The sequence below is a fragment of the Nocardioides sp. NPDC047086 genome (genome assembly GCF_040643685.1).
Taxonomy (GTDB): Bacteria; Actinomycetota; Actinomycetes; order Propionibacteriales; family Nocardioidaceae; genus Nocardioides.
Genome location: NZ_JBEYUV010000016.1, coordinates 1 through 17,846, shown reverse-complemented (window position 1 = coordinate 17,846; position 17,846 = coordinate 1). Strand labels below are relative to the sequence as shown.

Annotated in this window: 14 protein-coding genes; 6 read left to right on the top strand and 8 right to left on the bottom strand. The window is 69.8% G+C overall.

Annotated features, from left to right (window positions below):
• Positions 1–8: 8 nt before the first annotated feature.
• Entirely contained in the window at positions 9–1,385 is a 1,377-nt protein-coding gene (locus tag ABZ796_RS13500) for a dicarboxylate/amino acid:cation symporter (RefSeq protein ID WP_357337453.1), read from the top strand.
• Between the two features lie 2 nt (positions 1,386–1,387).
• On the opposite strand, the gene ABZ796_RS13495 is transcribed toward ABZ796_RS13500, so the two are convergent.
• Complete coding sequence (locus ABZ796_RS13495; protein ID WP_357337452.1) at positions 1,388–1,981, bottom strand: NAD(P)H-dependent oxidoreductase; 594 nt, start codon at positions 1,979–1,981, stop codon at positions 1,388–1,390.
• 102 nt (positions 1,982–2,083) lie between these two features.
• Between ABZ796_RS13495 and ABZ796_RS13490 the strand changes: the two genes are divergently transcribed.
• Positions 2,084–2,920 (top strand): helix-turn-helix transcriptional regulator, encoded by an 837-nt coding sequence (locus ABZ796_RS13490; protein WP_357337451.1) that lies wholly within the window; start codon positions 2,084–2,086, stop codon positions 2,918–2,920.
• A 6-nt stretch (positions 2,921–2,926) separates the two neighbouring features.
• Here ABZ796_RS13490 and ABZ796_RS13485 read toward each other — a convergent pair whose 3' ends face one another.
• The 3 genes from ABZ796_RS13485 to sucC all read right to left on the bottom strand — a co-directional run bounded on the left by ABZ796_RS13485 (position 2,927) and on the right by sucC (position 5,761).
• On the bottom strand, positions 2,927–3,475 hold the full coding sequence (locus ABZ796_RS13485) for a LysM peptidoglycan-binding domain-containing protein (protein ID WP_357337450.1): 549 nt from the start codon (positions 3,473–3,475) through the stop codon (positions 2,927–2,929).
• Between the two features lie 208 nt (positions 3,476–3,683).
• Complete coding sequence (gene sucD / locus ABZ796_RS13480; protein ID WP_357337449.1) at positions 3,684–4,580, bottom strand: succinate--CoA ligase subunit alpha; 897 nt, start codon at positions 4,578–4,580, stop codon at positions 3,684–3,686.
• Positions 4,581–4,597: 17 nt separating this feature from the next.
• Complete coding sequence (sucC, locus tag ABZ796_RS13475) at positions 4,598–5,761, bottom strand: ADP-forming succinate--CoA ligase subunit beta (protein WP_091052902.1); 1,164 nt, start codon at positions 5,759–5,761, stop codon at positions 4,598–4,600.
• A 510-nt stretch (positions 5,762–6,271) separates the two neighbouring features.
• On the opposite strand from sucC, the gene ABZ796_RS13470 reads away from it, so the two are divergent.
• Positions 6,272–8,311, top strand: a complete 2,040-nt coding sequence (locus ABZ796_RS13470) for a peptidoglycan DD-metalloendopeptidase family protein (protein WP_357337448.1) — start codon at positions 6,272–6,274, stop codon at positions 8,309–8,311.
• Between the two features lie 131 nt (positions 8,312–8,442).
• Here ABZ796_RS13470 and pcrA read toward each other — a convergent pair whose 3' ends face one another.
• Together pcrA and ABZ796_RS13460 are read right to left on the bottom strand one after the other, a co-directional pair.
• Positions 8,443–10,902 carry a DNA helicase PcrA gene (gene pcrA / locus ABZ796_RS13465; RefSeq protein WP_357337447.1) on the bottom strand — a complete coding sequence of 820 codons (2,460 nt, stop codon included), beginning with the start codon at positions 10,900–10,902 and terminating at the stop codon, positions 8,443–8,445.
• Between the two features lie 61 nt (positions 10,903–10,963).
• On the bottom strand, positions 10,964–11,326 hold the full coding sequence (locus ABZ796_RS13460; protein WP_357337446.1) for a hypothetical protein: 363 nt from the start codon (positions 11,324–11,326) through the stop codon (positions 10,964–10,966).
• 170 nt (positions 11,327–11,496) lie between these two features.
• Between ABZ796_RS13460 and ABZ796_RS13455 the strand changes: the two genes are divergently transcribed.
• On the top strand, positions 11,497–13,767 hold the full coding sequence (locus tag ABZ796_RS13455) for a bifunctional SulP family inorganic anion transporter/carbonic anhydrase (protein ID WP_357337445.1): 2,271 nt from the start codon (positions 11,497–11,499) through the stop codon (positions 13,765–13,767).
• Positions 13,768–13,771: 4 nt separating this feature from the next.
• Here ABZ796_RS13455 and ABZ796_RS13450 read toward each other — a convergent pair whose 3' ends face one another.
• Both ABZ796_RS13450 and ABZ796_RS13445 read right to left on the bottom strand, forming a co-directional pair.
• The gene (locus ABZ796_RS13450) at positions 13,772–14,419 is read right to left on the bottom strand and encodes a response regulator transcription factor (RefSeq protein ID WP_357337444.1); all 648 of its coding nucleotides are present in this window, start codon (positions 14,417–14,419) and stop codon (positions 13,772–13,774) included.
• Complete coding sequence (locus ABZ796_RS13445; RefSeq protein ID WP_357337443.1) at positions 14,412–15,740, bottom strand: PspC domain-containing protein; 1,329 nt, start codon at positions 15,738–15,740, stop codon at positions 14,412–14,414. The genes ABZ796_RS13450 and ABZ796_RS13445 overlap by 8 nt, the downstream gene beginning before the upstream one ends.
• A 124-nt stretch (positions 15,741–15,864) precedes the next feature.
• Between ABZ796_RS13445 and ABZ796_RS13440 the strand changes: the two genes are divergently transcribed.
• A complete protein-coding gene (locus ABZ796_RS13440) occupies positions 15,865–17,205 on the top strand; it encodes a PspC domain-containing protein (protein ID WP_357337442.1) in 1,341 nt (446 codons plus the stop codon).
• Positions 17,202–17,453, top strand: a complete 252-nt coding sequence (locus ABZ796_RS13435) for a hypothetical protein (RefSeq protein ID WP_357337441.1) — start codon at positions 17,202–17,204, stop codon at positions 17,451–17,453. The genes ABZ796_RS13440 and ABZ796_RS13435 overlap by 4 nt, the downstream gene beginning before the upstream one ends.
• Positions 17,454–17,846 lie beyond the last annotated feature (393 nt).

Sequence of the window (17,846 nt, the reverse complement as noted above, 5' to 3'; positions counted from 1 at the left end):
GCCCTCTCGTGTCCACCGCCCCCACCACCCGACGTCGGCTACGGCTTCCGTCCTTCTCGGTCCAGATCATCCTCGGCCTCGTCCTCGGTGTCGCGCTCGGCGCCGTCGCGCGAGCGATCGGGCCCGGGGCCGGAGACGAGGCCAACTGGCTGACGACGACGCTCGCCACGATCGGCGGCTCGTTCGTCTCGCTGCTCAAAGCCGTGGTCGTACCGCTGATCTTCACCGCGATCATCGCCTCGATCGCCAACCTGCGCACGGTCAGCAACGCGGCCCGGCTCGCGGGCCAGACGCTGCTGTGGTTCGCCATCACCGCGGCGATCTCGGTCGTCATCGGCATCGGCCTGGGCCTGGTCTTCCGGCCCGGCAGCAACACCGCGGTCAGCACCGCCGACGCGGCCGAGGCCGGTGCATCCGCCTCCTGGCTCGACTTCCTCCAGGGCCTGATCCCCGGAAACTTCCTCGGCCTCGAGGCATCGACCAGCGTCGAGCAGGTCGGCGGGAGCCCGCTCGCGGAGACCGCCCTGAGCTTCAACGTACTCCAGGTGCTCGTCGTGGCCCTCGCGATCGGGATCGCGGCCCTCAAGACCGGCGAGAAGGCCGAGCCGTTCCTCGCCCTCAACCGCTCCTTCCTCGCCATCGTGCAGAAGGTGCTGTGGTGGATCATCCGGCTGGCCCCGATCGGCACCCTCGGTCTGATCGGCAACGCGGTCGCCTCCTACGGCTGGGACTCGCTGAGCTCGCTGGCCTGGTTCGCGGTGGCGGTCTACGTCGGCCTGGCCCTGGTCCTGTTGGTGGTCTACCCGGTGCTGCTGCGGGTCAACGGCCTCAACCCGCTGGCGTACTTCCGCGGTGCCTGGCCGGCGATCCAGCTCGCCTTCGTCTCGCGCTCCTCGGTGGGCACCATGCCGGTGACCGAGCAGGTGACGGTCAAGAACCTCGGCGTCCCCCAGGAGTACGCCTCGTTCGCCGTCCCGCTGGGCTCGACCACGAAGATGGACGGCTGCGCGTCGATCTACCCGGCGATCTCGGCGATCTTCGTCGCCCAGATCTTCGGGATCGACCTGGGCATCACCGACTACCTGCTGATCGCCTTCGTCTCGGTCGTCGGCTCGGCCGCCACCGCGGGCCTCACCGGCGCCGTCGTGATGCTGACCCTCACCCTCTCGACCCTCGGCCTGCCGCTGGCCGGTGTCGGCCTGCTGCTCGCGATCGACCCGATCCTCGACATGGGACGCACCGCGGTCAACGTCGCCGGTCAGGCCCTCGTGCCGACCATCGTTGCCAAGCGGGAGGGCATCCTCGACATCGACCGCTACCGCTCCGCCTCGGCGGAGGGGCTCCTCGCGGACGAGGAGCCCGCCAAGGAGACGGTCGCCGCCTGACGTCACTCCGGGTAGGCCACCTCCGCTCGGGCAGCGCGCAACGCCTCGGCCCACCAGGCGAGCTGGGCGAGCATCGCCTTGGCGTAGACGGCCGAGTCCGGGTCGCCGGGGCGACCGTTCTCGTCGAGGCGCTCCCAGTAGCGGGGGAAGGCGAGGCGCGCCTGGAGCGGGTGGGCGTGAAGCTCGGTGAGCACGTTCTCCAGGTGAAGCGCGGCGTGACGGCCGCCGCTGTCGCCGCCGTAGGAGACCAGCGCGACCGGCTTGGCCTGCCACTGGGTGAAGTGCCAGTCCAGGGCCGACTTCAACGAGGCCGGATAGCTGTGGTTGTACTCGGGCGTGACGACGACGAAGCCGTCGGCGGCCTCGAGCGCCTCGGTCAGGTCGCGCTGACCATCCGGCCGCGGATAGTCGTCACCCGCGGCCTTGGGCGACTCGGCGGGCAGCGACAACGGGATCTCATGGTCGGCCAGATCGATCAGCTCGACCACGAGACCGCCGTACGCCTCGGCCTGCTCGGCCACCCAGGCGCCGAAAATCGGGCCGCCGCGGCCCTCCCGGACGCTGGCGGTGATGACTGCGATACGTAGTGGGTTCATGTCATCCAGGTTCGCCCGGGTCAGCGCCCCGCGGGAGACCGAGCCGAGGCTGGCCCCAACAGGGCCACCCTGACCGCACCGCCGGACCGTAGGCTTGACGACATGCCCGCCAACCCGGGAGCCCTCGGCTCGTTCATCAGAGACCGCCGGGACCGGACCACGCCCGAGAGCATCGGCCTCCCGGAAGGCGTGCGCCGCCGCGCCCCTGGGCTGCGCCGGTCCGAGCTGGCCACGCTGGCCGGGATCAGCGTCGAATACCTGGTCCGGATCGAGCAGGGCCGCGACCGTCACCCCTCGCCGCAGGTACTGCGGGCCATCGGCGACGCGCTCCGCCTCGACGCCGCCGCCCACGAGCACCTGCGGACCCTGGCGATGGCCTCGAGCGGACAGTGCGTCGGGCCGTACTCCTCGGGTCGTGACGTACGCCCCGGCGCCCGCGCCCTCATCGAGCAGCTCGAGCCCGGGGTCGCGGTGCTCACCAACCGGCTCGGCGACCTGCTCGCCCACACCGAGACCTTCGACCTGCTCGCCCGCCCCCTGGGGCTGCTCGACCACGCGGAGCCCAGCCTGACCGCATACGCCTTCCTCCACCCGCGCGCCCGCGAGGCGTTCCCCGACTGGGACCTGGTCGCCGACGACCTCGTCGCGAACCTCTACCGCGGGCCGAACGCCGGCACCTCCCGCCGGATGATCGAGGCACTGTCACCCCAGGCGGGGCCGGAGTTCACCGACCGGTTGGGCCGCCACGATCTGCCGCACGGCGGCGTGTGGCGCTGGCGTCATCCCGACGCCGGCGAGCTGCGCTTCGATGTCGAGGAGCTCGAGCTCCCGGCCGCCGACAACCAGCAGATCCTGGTGCTGATGCCGGCCGACGAGGCGACCGCCGAGTCGCTCGAGGCGATGCGGCGGCGCCGCGCCGGTGCTCTGCGCGCGGTCTGAGGCGGGTCAGCTCGACGGAATGTAGAGCTTGAAGCCAGGAGGCAGCTTGTCGGGCGCCCGGTGGCCGTTGTAGATCCGCAGCTCCTCCTCGGTGATGCGGAAATTCTTGGCGACGCTGGCATAGGTGTCCCCGGCGACGGTCGTGTAGACCGTCTCCCCGGTGCCGGGCTGGGGTTTCGGCTTGGGCTTGGTCGGCTTGGCCGGGATCTCGATCGTCGAGCCGGCGAGCAGCTTGGTGGGGTCCTGGTAGCCGTTGAGGGCCATCAGCTCGCCCACCTCGACACCGAACCTCTTGGCGATGCCGGAGAAGGTGTCACCCGCCACCACGGTGTACGTCTTCTCAGCTGGCTTCGCGGGCGCGCTCACCACGAGCTTGGCCCCGGCGCGGATCTTGGCCGGGTCGGCGATCTGGTTCCAGCTCGCCAGGTCACCGACCTTGACGCCGTACTTCCTGGCGATTCCGGAGAGCGTCTCCCCCGGCTGGACGGTGTGGGTCTTCCGGGCCGGCTCCGCTTGGTCCAGGCTCCGATTCCCGCCCACAGTCGATGTCGCCATCGAGGCCGAACCTGCGCCCAGCGAAGCGAACGAGACGGAAACACCGATAACGAACGCACCCGAGATCAAACCGACCATTCTCTTGGTCACAGCCGTCACATTAATCCCTCCGAATGCCCCGCCGTTGCGCATTCGGGTCAATTCAATCCGGAGACAGAGACCGCCCCGCGACCATGCTGGTCGCGGGGCGGTCAGGATCTGACGTAGGTCAGAGGGACTGCAGGATCTCGCGAGCGAGAGCAGCGGTCTCCGACGGGGTCTTGCCGACCTTGACGCCGGCGGCCTCGAGGGCCTCCTTCTTCGCCTGCGCGGTGCCGGCGGAGCCGGACACGATCGCACCGGCGTGACCCATGGTCTTACCCTCCGGCGCGGTGAAGCCGGCAACGTAGCCGACGACAGGCTTGGAGATGTTCGCCTTGATGTAGGCCGCGGCCCGCTCCTCGGCGTCGCCACCGATCTCACCGATCATGACGATGAGCTTGGTCTCGTCGTCCTTCTCGAACGCCTCGAGGGCGTCGATGTGGGTGGTGCCGATGATGGGGTCACCGCCGATGCCGATGGCGGTGGAGAAGCCGAAGTCCTTCAGCTCGTACATCATCTGGTAGGTCAGCGTCCCCGACTTGGAGACGAGACCGACCGGGCCCTTGCCGGTGATGGTGTGCGGGGTGATGCCGGCCAGCGACTCACCCGGCGTGATGATGCCGGGGCAGTTCGGGCCGATCATCCGGGTGGCCTTGCCCTGCAGGTAGGACCACACCTCGGCGGTGTCCTGGACCGGGACACCCTCGGTGATGACCACGATCAGCGGCATCTCGGCGTCGATGGCCTCGATCGCGGCGTCCTTGGTGAACGCCGGCGGCACGAAGAGCACCGACACGTTGGCGCCGGTCTCCTTCATCGCCTCCGCGACCGTGCCGAACACCGGGAGCTCCACGTCGGCGCCCTGGGCGTCCTTGTGGGTGACCGTGGTGCCGGCCTTACGGGCGTTGACGCCACCGACGATCTGGGCGCCCGAGTCGAGCATCAGGGCGGTGTGCTTCGCACCCATGCCGCCGGTGATGCCCTGGACGATGACCTTGCTGTCCTTGTTGAGGTAGATGCTCATGTTTCTCTCTCCCGACCTCAGGCGTTGGCCAGCTCGGCGGCCTTGTCGGCGCCGCCGTCCATGGTGTCGACGATGGTGACCAGCGGGTGGTTGGCCTCGCTGAGGATCTGGCGGCCCAGGTCCACGTTGTTGCCGTCCAGACGCACGACGAGCGGCTTGGTGGCCTCGTTGCCGAGGATGTCCAGCGCGCCGACGATGCCCTTGGCGACCTCGTCACACGCGGTGATGCCACCGAAGACGTTCACGAACACGGACTTGACCTGCTCGTCGTTCAGGATGACGTCGAGACCGTCGGCCATGACCTGCGCGTTGGCGCCGCCACCGATGTCGAGGAAGTTGGCGGGCTTGACGCCGCCGTGAGCCTCACCGGCGTACGCGACGACGTCGAGGGTCGACATGACCAGGCCCGCGCCGTTGCCGATGATGCCGACCTGGCCGTCGAGCTTGACGTAGTTGAGGCCCTTGTCCTTGGCCTTGGCCTCGAGCGGGTCCTCCTCGTCACGGATGACGAACTGCTCGTGGTCCTCGTGGCGGATCTCGGAGGCGTTGTCGTCCAGCGACACCTTGCCGTCGAGAGCCTCCAGCTTGTCGCCCTCCAAGCGAGCCAGCGGGTTGACCTCGACGAGCGTCGCGTCCTCCTCGGTGAACACCGTGTAGAGGCTCTGGATCATCGCGACGGCCTGCTCGAAGACGGGCTCCGGGAAGCCGCACTCGGTCGCGATCTCGCGCGCCTTGGCCTCGTCGACGCCCTTGCCGGGGTCGATGCCGATCTGCTTCACGGCGTCGGGGTTGGTCTTGGCGACCTCCTCGATCTCCACACCACCCTCGACGGACGCGATGCAGAGGTACTGCCGGTTCGACCGGTCCAGCAGGAAGGAGAAGTAGTACTCCTCCACCGGCGGGGTCGCCGGCGTGATCAGCACCCGGTTGACACGCAGGCCCTTGATCTCCATGCCGAGGATGTTCGAGGCGTGCTCGAACGCCTCGTCCGCGGTCTTGGCCAGCTTGACGCCGCCGGCCTTGCCACGGCCACCGGCCTTGACCTGCGCCTTGACGACGCAGAAGCCGATCTCCTCGGCGGCCTTCCTGGCTTCCTCAGCCGTCTCGACGACGACACCTTCGGTCACGGCGACGCCGTGCTTGGCGAAGAGCTTCTTCGCCTGGTACTCCATGAGATCCACTGATCCACCTGGTCTGTGTGTTGCGGTACGGGGGCCGTACCGCATGGATCAGCGGTCGACGCCCTCGTCTTCAGATGTGTCCGTCCAGCACCATAGACCCCGCCGAGCCGGACTTACGAGCCCAGGGCACACGACGTGACGTACACCACTAGCGGGCCGCGGGGCCGGACGCACCGGACATATACCAACAAATCGGCAACCTCGGGTAACAGCCCGTAGCCCTACGTATCAACCCCCGTTTGACCCCGTACGACACGGCCCGAACTCCGACAACCGGCAGGTTTTGACACCGTATCGAGGCTCAAATGGGCCGATGACACGCGTTTCGCGTGACATGAATATCCCGCAATCGAGTTTCGAATCTGGCGGAAATACGCAGATCAGCGACTGATTCGGCCACAGCCGTTGGTGAAATCAGCGAAACGGGCGTGCCACATTTCTTGACCGCGCCCTCCGGTCCGTTACAGTCATGGCTCGCCGTCTGACCCCGAACAGCGGAGATATGAACTGATGGGCAACCACCGAGCCGACGTCACCAGTGACAGTCCGCGTTCGGTCACCCCTTCCCCCGGAGCAACCACGAGCAGCAGCAGCTACGTTGGGAAGCGGCGCGCAGCGCCGGCGACCGACAGCCCTGCCTCCAGGCCTGCCCCGCGAGCGACCGGATCGACCTCCTACGTCGGGAAGCGGCGCGCCGCGCCGTCCCCCGCCGTCGGGACCGCGAAGCCATCCCCCGCCCCAGAGACTCCAGAGGAGCCGGTCGCCAAGGCCCGGCCCAACCGCGTGGTCCTCGAGCAGACCGGCAAGCTGCCGGTCGTCGGGTCCCCCCGCGCCGACGAGGCCAGCGACGGCCGCATCTCGACGGGTGAGCTGCGTGCTCTCGTCGAGGGCGACGGTGGCCCCTCCTTCCCGGCGTCGTTCCCGACGACGCCCGCTCCCACCCAGTTCGCGCCGCGGCCGATCGTGCCGGTGCAGCGACGGGCGGCCCAGATCGACCCGGTCCTGGCCGACCTGCTCTCCTCGATGGGTATCGACCCGGACAAGGTGACCCCCGAGGTGCTCGAAGACCTCGGCGTCGGAGGCATGACGACCTCCGAGCTCACCATGTTCCTGACCCAGCCGGCCAAGCCCGCGCCGACCAAGGCGACCTCGAGCAGGGCGGTCTCGACCAAGACGCCCCCGCGCGGCGTTCCGGCCGCTCCCGCAGCTCTCGCGCCGGCGCTTCCTGAGCCGGTCGTTCCTGAGCCGGTCCTTCCCGAGCCGGTGGCGCCTGTCGCTCCGGTCGCCCCGGAGCCGACCTTCCAGGCACCCGAGCCGACGCACACCCCGAAGCCGCTGCGGATGGCCAACACGTTCGCGCCGCTGACCGGCAAGCTCCGCGCCGTGCGTCAGGCCCGCCAGAGCCCGGCTCCGGCCGCTCCGGCCTACGAGCCGGAGGTCCAGGAGCCCCGCGGGTTCCAGGAGGCCTTCGACGCGCCGCCGACCTCGTTCAAGATCGACACGACCTCGTTCCCGGCCCCGCCGGTGTCGCTGCCGCAGCAGATCGACTTCGACTCGATGGCGATCGACCTCCCAGCCGAGTCCTACACCGTCGACGCGCCCTACCACGAGGAGCCGCAGGGCCACGAGGCGTTCTACCAGAACGACTACGCCGACGACTACCACCGCGACCCGCAGCAGGCCGAGACCTACTTCCGCGCCGACACGGGCAGCATCGACCTGCCGAGCATCAGCGAGATCGCGACTTACCGGCCCGAGCTGCACGACCTCCCGGCGGTCGAGACCACCGGGACGATGGTCGGCATCGGCGGCCCCACCCGTCCCCGCACCCGGCGCGCCTCCGCCGCGGCAGCCGGTGGCCGCCCGACGGTCCCGCTGACCGCCGGCGCCGCCGCCCTCGCTGCCGCCATCGGCGGCATCGCGCTGACCGGCGGTCCGACGATGGTCGCCGCCGATGACGTACGCCTCGTCGGAGCCACCGCGCTCGGTGGCGACAGCGACATGGTCGTCGTCGGCGACCGCTCCGCAACTGTCACCCGCAACGACGAGCGCTCCGAGGCCGACACCGCGGCGAGCGACCGCGAGAAGGCGCTCCAGGGCGTCGACGTCCAGGCCGACAAGCAGGACAAGTTCCTCAAGTCCAACATGTGGGAGCTTCCGATCCCGGCGGGCGTCTACCGCATCACCGGCACCTTCGGCTCCTCGGGTTCCAACTGGTCCAGCACCCACACGGGTCTCGACTTCGCGGCCCCCTACGGCACCCCGATCCACGCGATCGCCCGCGGCACGGTCACCGAGACCGCCTGGGGCGGGGCGTACGGAAACCGGACGATCATCACCCTCGAGGACGGCACCGAGATCTGGTACTGCCACCAGAGCGACTACGGCGTCTCCGTCGGCCAGACGGTCTCCCCCGGTGAGGTCATCGGCTACGTCGGCTCGACCGGCAACTCCACCGGCAACCACCTCCACGTGGAGGTCCGTCCCGGTGGTGGTGACGCCGTCGACCCCGACGCCGCCCTCAACGAGCACGGCGTCGACCCCAGCTGACGCCGAGTCGGCGCATCCTGACCGAAAATGCCGCCGAGTCGGCTCGTTATAACGAGCCGACTCGGCGGCATTTCGGGTGAGAACGAGCCGACTCGACCCTGATCTCTGTCAGGACGAGCCGACTCGGCGCGTCAGAGCTTTTCGACGGGGGCGTAGCGCAGCAGGAGCCGCTTGACGCCGGTGTCGCCGAAGTCGATGCTCGCGACCTGCTTGTCACCCGAACCCTCGATGGTGACGACGGTGCCGAGGCCGAAGGAGTCGTGGGTGACCCGGTCGCCCGGGTCGAGCGAGGGAACCTCACGGGCCGGCTTCGACTTGGCGGCGACGTCGGCGCGCAGGGCGGCCGAGGAGAAGTTGCGGCGGCCGGCGGCCGTGGGCTGACCGAGACGCTGGCCACCGCCCCAGCTGTCGTTGGCGAAGCTCGGCCGGCCCCACGAGGACATCTCCTTCTCCGTACGCCTCCAGTCGACCAGATCGACCGGGAGCTCGTCGAGGAAGCGGCTGCCGGGGTTGTGCGAGGGCGCACCCCAGGCGGACCGGACGACGGCACGCGAGATGAAGAGCCGCTTCTCGGCGCGGGTGATCCCGACGTACGCCAGACGGCGCTCCTCCTCGAGCTCGGTGCCGTCACCGAGGGCCCGGGAGTGTGGGAAGACGCCGTCCTCCATGCCGGTGAGGAAGACAGCGGGGAACTCCAGTCCCTTGGCGGTGTGGAGCGTCATCAGGGTGACCACGCCGTCCTCGTCGTCGGGGATCTGGTCGGTGTCGGCGACCAGGGCCACGCGCTCCAGGAAGTCGCGAAGTCCGGGCTCGACCGTGCCCGCATCGACGTCGGCCGGGTCTGCGCTCGGCGCCGCGACCGGGTCGTCGGAGAACTCACGGGCGACGGCGACCAGCTCGGCGAGGTTCTCCACGCGGGTCTCGTCCTGCGGGTCGTCGGACTCCTCGAGGGAGGCGAGGTATCCCGACCGATCGAGCACGGTCTCCAGGATGACGTCGGCCCGCTCGCCGGCCGCGACCATCTGCAACAGCTCTTCGATCATCGCGACGAAGGCCTTGATGTTGGTCAGGCTGCGGGTGGCCAGACCGGGGGCGTCCTCGGCCTTCTGCAGCGCGTCCCAGAAGGTCAGGCCGTCGCGCTCGGCCAGCGTGTTGACGCAGGCCACCGCGCGGTCGCCGATGCCCCGCTTCGGGGTGTTGAGGATCCGTCGGAGCGAGACCTGGTCGTCGGGGTTGGCGAGGGTGCGCAGGTAGGCCAGGGCGTCACGCACCTCCTTGCGCTCGTAGAAGCGCACACCGCCGACGACCTTATAGGGCTGGCCGGTGCGGATGAACACCTCCTCGAAGACGCGCGACTGGGCGTTGGTGCGGTAGAAGACGGCAACGTCGGCAGCCTTGAGCCCGCCGTCGACGAGCTTGTCGATCTCGTCGGAGACGAACCGGGCCTCGTCGCGCTCGTCGTCGGCGACGTAGCCGACGATGCGGTCGCCGTTGCCGGCGTCGCTCCACAGCGCCTTCTCCTTGCGCCCCTTGTTGTGCTTGATGACCGCGTTGGCGGCGGTCAGGATCGTCTGCGTGGAGCGATAGTTCTGCTCCAGCAGGATCGTGGTCGCGTTGGGGAAGTCCTGCTCGAAGTCGAGGATGTTGCGGATATTGGCGCCGCGGAAGGCGTAGATCGACTGGTCGGCGTCACCGACCACCATCAGCTCGGCCGGCTCGGCGCGCGGGGTGTCCTCGGCGTAGGTGTCGGTCAGCGCCGTGTCGTCCATCCGGTCGGCGCAGAGCTCGTGGACCAGGGAGTACTGGGCGTGGTTGGTGTCCTGGTACTCATCGACCAGGACGTGCCGGAACCGGCGGCGGTAGACCTCACGCACCTCCGGGTAGGCGCGGAAGAGCTCGACGGTCGACATGATCAGGTCGTCGAAGTCGAGGGCGTTCGCCTGCCGCAGGCGCTTCTGATACTCCTTGTAGGCCGCGACGTAGGTCTGCTCGAGGTGGTTGCGGGCGTCCTTCTCGGCCGCCTCGACGTCGCGCAGCTCGTTCTTCTGGTCGCTGACCCAGTTGAGCACCTGGTTGGGCTGATAGTGGCGCGGGTCCAGGTCGAGGTCGCTGAGGACCAGCTGCATCAGCCGCTTCTGGTCCTGGGCGTCGTAGATCGAGAAGTTCGACTTCAGACCGACTTTGTCGATCTCCTTGCGCAGGATCCGCACGCAGGCGCTGTGGAACGTCGAGACCCACATGATCCGGGCGCGCTTGCCGACCAGGGCCTCGACGCGCTCCTTCATCTCGGCGGCGGCCTTGTTGGTGAAGGTGATCGCCAGGATGCTGCCGGGGTGGGCGCCGCGCTGGGAGATCAGCCACGCGATCCGCCGGGTCAGCACCCGGGTCTTGCCCGAGCCTGCTCCCGCCACCACCAGGAGGGGCGCCCCCTCGTGCTGCACGGCGGCCTTCTGGGGCTCGTTGAGCCCGTCGAGGAGCTCCTCGGCGCTCGGGCCGCGCCGTTGCGTACGCGGCTCTTCGGCCGGCTGCGCCGAGGCGAAGGCCTCGAGGCCCGGAATGGTGGCAACGGGGGTCTGGTCAGGCGTACTCATGCTGTCTCCAGCCTAGAGTGCAGCACCGACAAGTCACGGGTCGGCGAGCCCTCGAGGAGGGTCAGGAAGCGACGTGCGCGGAGGACCAGAAGACCGCCACGCAGACGTTGATGATCGTCAGGCCGAAGATCGTCCAGTAGAGACCGTCGGAGATCTTGGGCTTGCGAAGCTGGGACATCACCAGACCGAGGATGACCAGGCCGATCACGAGCTTCACGCCGACCTTGGCGTGGTCGACCGGACCGTCGCCCATCTCGAGGACGCCGACGAGCAGCAGACCAGCGAGGAACGCCGTGCCGGAGCCGTCGCGCATGAGGCCGTTGGACACCTTGTCAGGGGCCTTGATCTGCACCAGCAGGCCGCCGAAGAGGGCCGCGAAGCCGAGCAGGTGAATGACGAGCAGGATGTGCCGCACGATCTCCATGGGCAAAGACTAGGGCCACCGTCTCCGAGCCCACCAAGCGGTACCGCTTCGACACGTTTTCGAACGATCACACGATTTTGGACACATTCGTCTTGGGGAATTCGACGGCGTCTGCCTACTCTCACCGTGACCGCCACCATCGCTCTCGGCTCCGCAAGGAGGATTCTGACGTGTCATCACCTCGCCCGACCCTGCCCACCGGCGGGTCCAGGCCGCTCGATCAGCTCCGCCAGACCATCCGCTTCGACGTACCCGCCTCGCTGGTCGTCTTCCTCGTCGCCGTGCCGCTCTCGCTCGGCATCGCCGTCGCCTCCGGTGCACCAGTCGCCGCAGGCCTGATCGCCGCCGTAGCGGGCGGCATCGTCGCCGGCCTCTTCGGCGGCTCGCCCCTACAGGTCAGCGGCCCGGCCGCCGGTCTCACCGTCGTCGTCGCCGAGACGGTGGCCGAGTTCGGATGGGAGGCGACCTGCGCGATCACCCTGATGGCCGGCCTCCTCCAGATCGTGCTCGGCGCCACCCGGCTCGGACGCTACGCGCTGGCCATCTCCCCGACCGTCGTCAGCGCGATGCTCGCCGCGATCGGGATCTCGATCGTCCTCGGCCAGCTCAACGTCGCGCTCGGCGGCCGGTCGCAGGCGAGCGCGATCGAGAACATCAAGCACATCGTCGGCAACGCCCAGAACCCCAACATCCACGCCGTCCTGGCCGGGCTCGGCGTGATCGGCATCCTGCTCGTCTGGCCGCGGCTGCCACAGCGGGTCCGCGCCGTGCCCGGGCAGCTCGTGGCCATCGTCGCGATCACCCTGCTCGCGGCCGCCTGGCTCCCGGGTGCCGAGCGCGTCCACCTCGGCCCTGACCTGCTCGACGAGATCGGCTCGATCGCGCTGCCGGAGGGCACGCCTCTCGCCGTGGCCGGCGCGGTGCTCACCGTCGCTCTGATCGCGAGCGTCGAGAGCCTGCTCTCGGCGGTCGCCGTCGACAAGCTCCACGGTGGACCGCGCAGCAACCTGAACCGCGAGCTGATCGGCCAGGGGCTCGCCAACACCGTCTCGGGAGGTCTCGGCGGCCTCCCCGTCACCGGCGTCATCGTGCGCAGCTCGACCAACGTCGCCGCCGGAGCCCGCACCCGCGTCTCCGCGATCCTGCACGGCGTCTGGGTGCTCCTGTTCGCCCTGGTCCTGGTCGGCCTGGTCGAGCAGATCCCGCTCGCGGCCCTGGCCGGGCTGCTGATCATGATGGGCACCGGCCTGGTCAGGCCCGCCGACATCTCCCAGGCGCACACCCGCGGCGAGCTGTGGATCTACGCCCTCACCATCACCGGAGTGCTCGCGCTCAACCTGATCGAGGGCGTCCTGATCGGCCTGGTCGCCGCTCTGGTCCTGGTGCTGTGGCGCCTGGTCCACGTGCGGATCGACGTACGCCTGGCCGGCCAGGCCACCGACGGCCGCGAGAAGTGGCTGGTCGAGGTGCACGGCAGCCTGTCGTTCCTGGCGACGCCGAAGCTGGTCAGCCGGCTCGACGAGATCCCGGAGGGCCAGCTCGTCGAGCTCGACCTCCTCGTCGACTACCTCGACCCGGCCGGGCGCGACCAGCTCGATCACTGGCGCGCTCGCTACGAGGCCGCCGGCGGCACCGTGGTCGTGGAGCACTCCGGACCTCACGGTGTCGAGGCGCCCCGCCAGGAGCGGGCGCTCAAGGCGCCTCCGATCAGTCCCCGCGGCCTGCTTCCCTGGGGCGCCTGGCAGGACGTACGTGCCGACCACACCGACCGGCACCACCCGCTCGCCCTCGGCGTCCGGGAGTACCACCGCCGCCACGCGGCGCCGCTGCGCCCGGTCTATGAGGGGCTGGCCGACGGCCAGGAGCCGCACGCGGTCTTCCTGACCTGCATCGACTCTCGGGTGGTTCCGAACCTGATCACGTCGAGCGGTCCGGGCGACCTGCTGACGGTCCGCACCATGGGCAACCTCGTGCCCGAGCCCGGTAGCGCGGACAGCTCGGTCGCGGCGCCGATGCTGTTCGGCGTGGACGACCTCGGCATCAACACCGTCGTCGTCTGCGGACACTCCCGCTGCGGTGCGATCACCTCGGCGCTGGAGAGCACCCGCGCTGGTGCGGTGCCCGCCGGGCCGGTCGGCGACTGGCTGCGCCACGCTGCTCCGGCGATCCAGGAGTGGCAGGCCGGGCATCCGGTCGGCGCCGCGGCCGCCGCGGCAGGCCGGAGCGAGGTCGACCAGGTGTCCCAGGTCAACGTCGCGGTGATGATCGACCGTCTCGGGGAGCTTCTGGCAGGCCGGGACGTACGTCTCGTGGGCCTGTTCCTGGACATCTCCGACGGCACGCTGCAGATCCTGCGTGGCGACGGCTTCACGACGCTGACCGACGCGGAGACCGACGAGCTCGCCCACCTGATGGAGGCCCGCCCACCGGAGCCGGCCTAGGGATCTAGAGCAGGCGGCGGTCGTTGGCCCAGCGAGTGAGCTCGTGACGGCTCGACAGCTGCAGCTTGCGCAGCACGTTGGACATGTGGGTTTCGACCGTCTTGATCGAGATGAACAGCTCGCCGGCGACCTCCTTGTAGGAGTAGCCGCGCGCGATGAGGCGCATCACCTCGCGCTCTCGTTCGGTCAGGCGGTCGAGATCCTCGTCGATGTCGGCGATGGCGATGGTGCCGGCGAAGGCATCGAGCACGAAGCCGGCCAGGCGCGGTGAGAAGACCGCGTCTCCCCCGGACACCCGCTGGATGGCGGCGACCAGCTCGGTGCCGGTGATGGTCTTGGTGACATAGCCCCGGGCACCGCCGCGGATGGTGCCGATGACGTCCTCGGCGGCGTCGGAGACCGACAGCGCCAGATAGCGTGGCGAGCCGTCGATGGCAGGCGCCTTGCGCATCACCTCGACACCGCCGCCACCGGGAAGATGTACGTCGAGCAGCACCACGTCGGGCTTGCCCTCGGCGATCGCCTTGACCGCGGTGTCGACGTCCTCGGCCTCCCCGACGATCCGGATCACCGGCGACCGGCTCAGCTCGGCGCGTACGCCGGTGCGGAACATCGCGTGGTCGTCGACGATGACGACCTTGACCTCACTCATGATCGTTCTCCTTCGTGCGAGGCTGCTTCAGCCGAACCTCGGTGCCTTCTCCTGGTGACGATCTCACCACAGCCGAGCCGCCGTGGCGCGACATCCGGTCGATAATGCTGTCGCGTACGCCGTGGCGGTCCGCGGAGATGTCGTCCATGACGAAGCCAGCTCCGCGGTCGCGGACGAAGACCTCGAAGGCCTCCTCGGTCGCCTCCGCGTAGACGTCGACCCGCCCGGTGCCCGCGTGCTTGGCGGCGTTGGTGACCGCCTCACGGGTGGCGGCCACGATCGGTCGCACCGTCTCGTCGAAGGGGCCGTCACCGACGACCACCACGTCGACGGTCACGCCGTGGGCGTCCTCGACCTCTGCGGTGGCCGCCTTCAGCGCGGCCGCGAACGTCTCGTCGGCCTCGGCCGGGGTCGAGAAGAGCCACTCCCGCAGGTCGCGCTCCTGGGCACGGGCGAGCTTCTGCACCATCGCAGGATCGCCGGAGTTGCGCTGGATCAGGGCGAGGGTCTGGAGCACGGAGTCGTGCAGGTGGGCGGCCATGTCGGCGCGCTCCTGGCTCCGGATCCGCTCCTCGCGCTCGCTGCCCAGGTCGCTGGCGAGCTGACGCACCCACGGCCCGGCGACGAGGAAGCCCGCGGCGAGCACGATCAGCCCGGCGATGACCAGCGCGGTGGCGTTGCCGAGGTCGAGCTGACCGCCGGCGAGGATCACCGCGAAGAGCATCAGCCCGACGCCGACCCCGACCCGGACGTACGCCCGCCAGCCACCCTTGCCGAAGACCATCCGCACCAGGTCGAGCCGTCCGGTGCCGTCGATCCAGCGCTCCCGCTGGGCGGCGTCGGCCTGGCGCCACAGCAGCGCGACGCCGGCGACGCCGAGCATCGCCGGCCAGATCAGCGCACCGGCGCCCAGCACGGTGTCGAAGAGCACGACGGCTCCGAACCCGAGGGCGAGCAGTGCGATCGCCGGGCCCTTGTCGACGCCTCCGGGGCGGGAGGAGGGGCGCCGGCCACCGCGGGTCGCGCTCTCGCCACCCGGCGTGGACTGCTCCAGGAGCGGCGCGGCCGGGACGAAGATCCACAGGGCGGCATAGAGCAGCACGCCGAAGCCGCTGAACACGGCGGTCACCACGAAGAACGCGCGCACGGCGAGCACCGGCAGACCGAGGTGCTCGGCCAGGCCCGCGGCGACGCCGCCGATCACCGAGGCGTCGGTGTCGCGGTAGGCGCGGCGTACGGCTGAAGCGGAGCCGGAAGCCGTAGGCCCTGCGCGCTCCGGGGGCGGTGCGGGCAGCTCCGCCGCGGCGTGGGTTGTCGTCATGATGACAACCATCGTCACACCAACCGTGGGTGTATGCCATGAGGATTCACCCTGATCCTTGCTCATCGAGAACTCAGGGCCGTCCCTGATGGTCTGCGGGGCGCGGAGGAGTCAGAGTAGAGGTGTGACGATCCCGCCCGAGGCGCCGCCGCCTCCCACCCCGGAGCCGCCATCGCCTGTCTCCGAGGCGCGCACCCGCCCCAGTGGCGAGCAGCTGCGCAACCTCAGTGGCCTGCGGCGTACGACCCATGCCTCCCCGGAGGGACGGCACATCGCCGGCGTCGCGGGTGGGATCGCACGCCACTTCGACATCGACCCGCTGCTGGTGCGGGTGCTGCTGGTGGTGGCGGTGTTCTTCGGGGGCGCCGGCGGGATCGTGTACGTCGCGGCCTGGCTGCTGGTGCCCGAGGAGGGTGCCGAGGACGGGATGATCCCCGTCGGCCCACCTGCCCGCAACCTCCTGCTCTGGATCGCCGGCGGGATCGCCGCGATCTCGCTGCTCGGCGACGCGTTCGGCGACACCAGCATCCCGTGGTTCTGGCTCGCGGTGCTCGGGGTGGTCGCGCTCTGGTACGCCAACCGCGGCAAGTGGGGCAGCAAGCGCGGTGGACCTCCCCCGTCGTCTTCCCCTTCCCCGTCCCCTTCCCCGTCCCCGTCCTCGTCCTCGGCCGCGTCGCCGGCTACCACGCGCATGGACGTGTCCCCAGCTCAGACGCGTACTCTGCCGGCTCCGTGGCCGCCCGGCTCCTACGATCCGCACGCGCCCGTCACCCCGGCCGGTCGCCGGCGACCGCCGCTGCTGTTCGGCCGCGCGGTCGCGGTCGCAGCTCTCGTCGTCGGTGTCCTCGGGCTCGTCGACGTCGCCGACTGGGCGCCGGTCCCGACCAGCGCCTACCCGGCGGCACTGCTGGCCGTCTTCGGCGGCTTCCTCGTGCTCGGGGCCTTCTGGGGCCGGGCCGGCGGGCTGATCTTCCTCGGGCTGCTGGCGCTCGCCGCGCTGCCGTTGACGATGATCGACCTGTCGAACATCGAGACCGGCAGCAGCGTCGAGATCCACCCCCGCAGCGTCGCGGCTCTGGAGACCTCCTACGTGGTCGACGCGGGCGCGATCGTGGTGGACCTGAGCGCCATCGACCCCAAGACGCTCGACGGCCGCGACCTCGAGATCACCAGCTCCCTCGGTGAGATCACCGTGATCGTTCCCGACGACGCCACTGTCGCTGCGGAGGCCACCGTCGGCACCCTGGGTGAGGCCCAGGTCTTCGACGAGACCCGCAGCGACGCCGGCGGGTTCAAGGTGGCCCGCACCCACGTCGCCGGGGAGGAAGGCAGCGAGTCCGGCCTCGCCGACGAGGCCGACCTCCGCCTGACCGCCACGGCGGAGCTCGGCGCGATCAACGTCTACGAGGAGAGCGACCCCCGAGCCGCAGCCTTCGTCGGTACGGCCGAGAGGAGCAACCCGTGAGCTACGACTACGCCCCGCCGCCACGCTTCGAGGACCAGGCGCCGCCCAAGCGCACCGGGCGGCACCCGGTCAACATCGGCCACCTGGTCATGGGCCTCGTCTTCCTCGCCTTCGTCGTAGTCTGGGCCCTGATCGCCAGCGGCACCGTCGTCATCCACGACATCGAGGACCTCCGCTGGCTCCTCCCGCTCCCCTGGATCGTCGGTGGCTCCATCGGCCTGCTCGCCGCGCTGCTCCGGAAGAGCTGACCTCTCACCGCGCCGCGACGTCGGGCGACTGCTTCCTGACGTTGCCGGCGAGCATGGGTCGGTACGCCGTCCCTGGTGATCTTGGTGCCGCCGACCGGCGACAACGTCTGGTCTGCGGCACGAACATCGCCGAGTCTGTCCGTACGCCACGAGCGTTGTTGCACCTCGAGACCCCTGTGCCCGGTGGTCGAGCTTGTCGAGACCCCTGTGCCCGGTGGTCGAGCTTGTCGAGACCCCTGTGCCCGGTGGTCGAGCTTGTCGAGACCACCTGTCCTGTGACTGTTCTTTGTGGTTGGTGTGGGCCGCCGACCCGTTCTTTGAGGGTCTTCTCGACGAACCCCGGAGTCAAGGACGGCCTACGGCCGCCGGCTTCGCCGGCCGCTTCGCGGTCCT

What these genes read in the sequence shown, in the direction of transcription:
- ABZ796_RS13460 (WP_357337446.1), bottom strand. Translation starts at nt 11,326, where the DNA reads ATGGAGATCGTGCGGCACATCCTGCTCGTCATTCACCTGCTCGGCTTC.
- ABZ796_RS13495 (WP_357337452.1), bottom strand. Translation starts at nt 1,981, where the DNA reads ATGAACCCACTACGTATCGCAGTCATCACCGCCAGCGTCCGGGAGGGC.
- ABZ796_RS13470 (WP_357337448.1), top strand. Translation starts at nt 6,272, where the DNA reads ATGGGCAACCACCGAGCCGACGTCACCAGTGACAGTCCGCGTTCGGTC.
- ABZ796_RS13490 (WP_357337451.1), top strand. Translation starts at nt 2,084, where the DNA reads ATGCCCGCCAACCCGGGAGCCCTCGGCTCGTTCATCAGAGACCGCCGG.
- ABZ796_RS13485 (WP_357337450.1), bottom strand. Translation starts at nt 3,475, where the DNA reads ATGGCGACATCGACTGTGGGCGGGAATCGGAGCCTGGACCAAGCGGAG.
- sucD (WP_357337449.1), bottom strand. Translation starts at nt 4,580, where the DNA reads ATGAGCATCTACCTCAACAAGGACAGCAAGGTCATCGTCCAGGGCATC.
- ABZ796_RS13450 (WP_357337444.1), bottom strand. Translation starts at nt 14,419, where the DNA reads ATGAGTGAGGTCAAGGTCGTCATCGTCGACGACCACGCGATGTTCCGC.
- pcrA (WP_357337447.1), bottom strand. Translation starts at nt 10,902, where the DNA reads ATGAGTACGCCTGACCAGACCCCCGTTGCCACCATTCCGGGCCTCGAG.
- ABZ796_RS13445 (WP_357337443.1), bottom strand. Translation starts at nt 15,740, where the DNA reads ATGACGACAACCCACGCCGCGGCGGAGCTGCCCGCACCGCCCCCGGAG.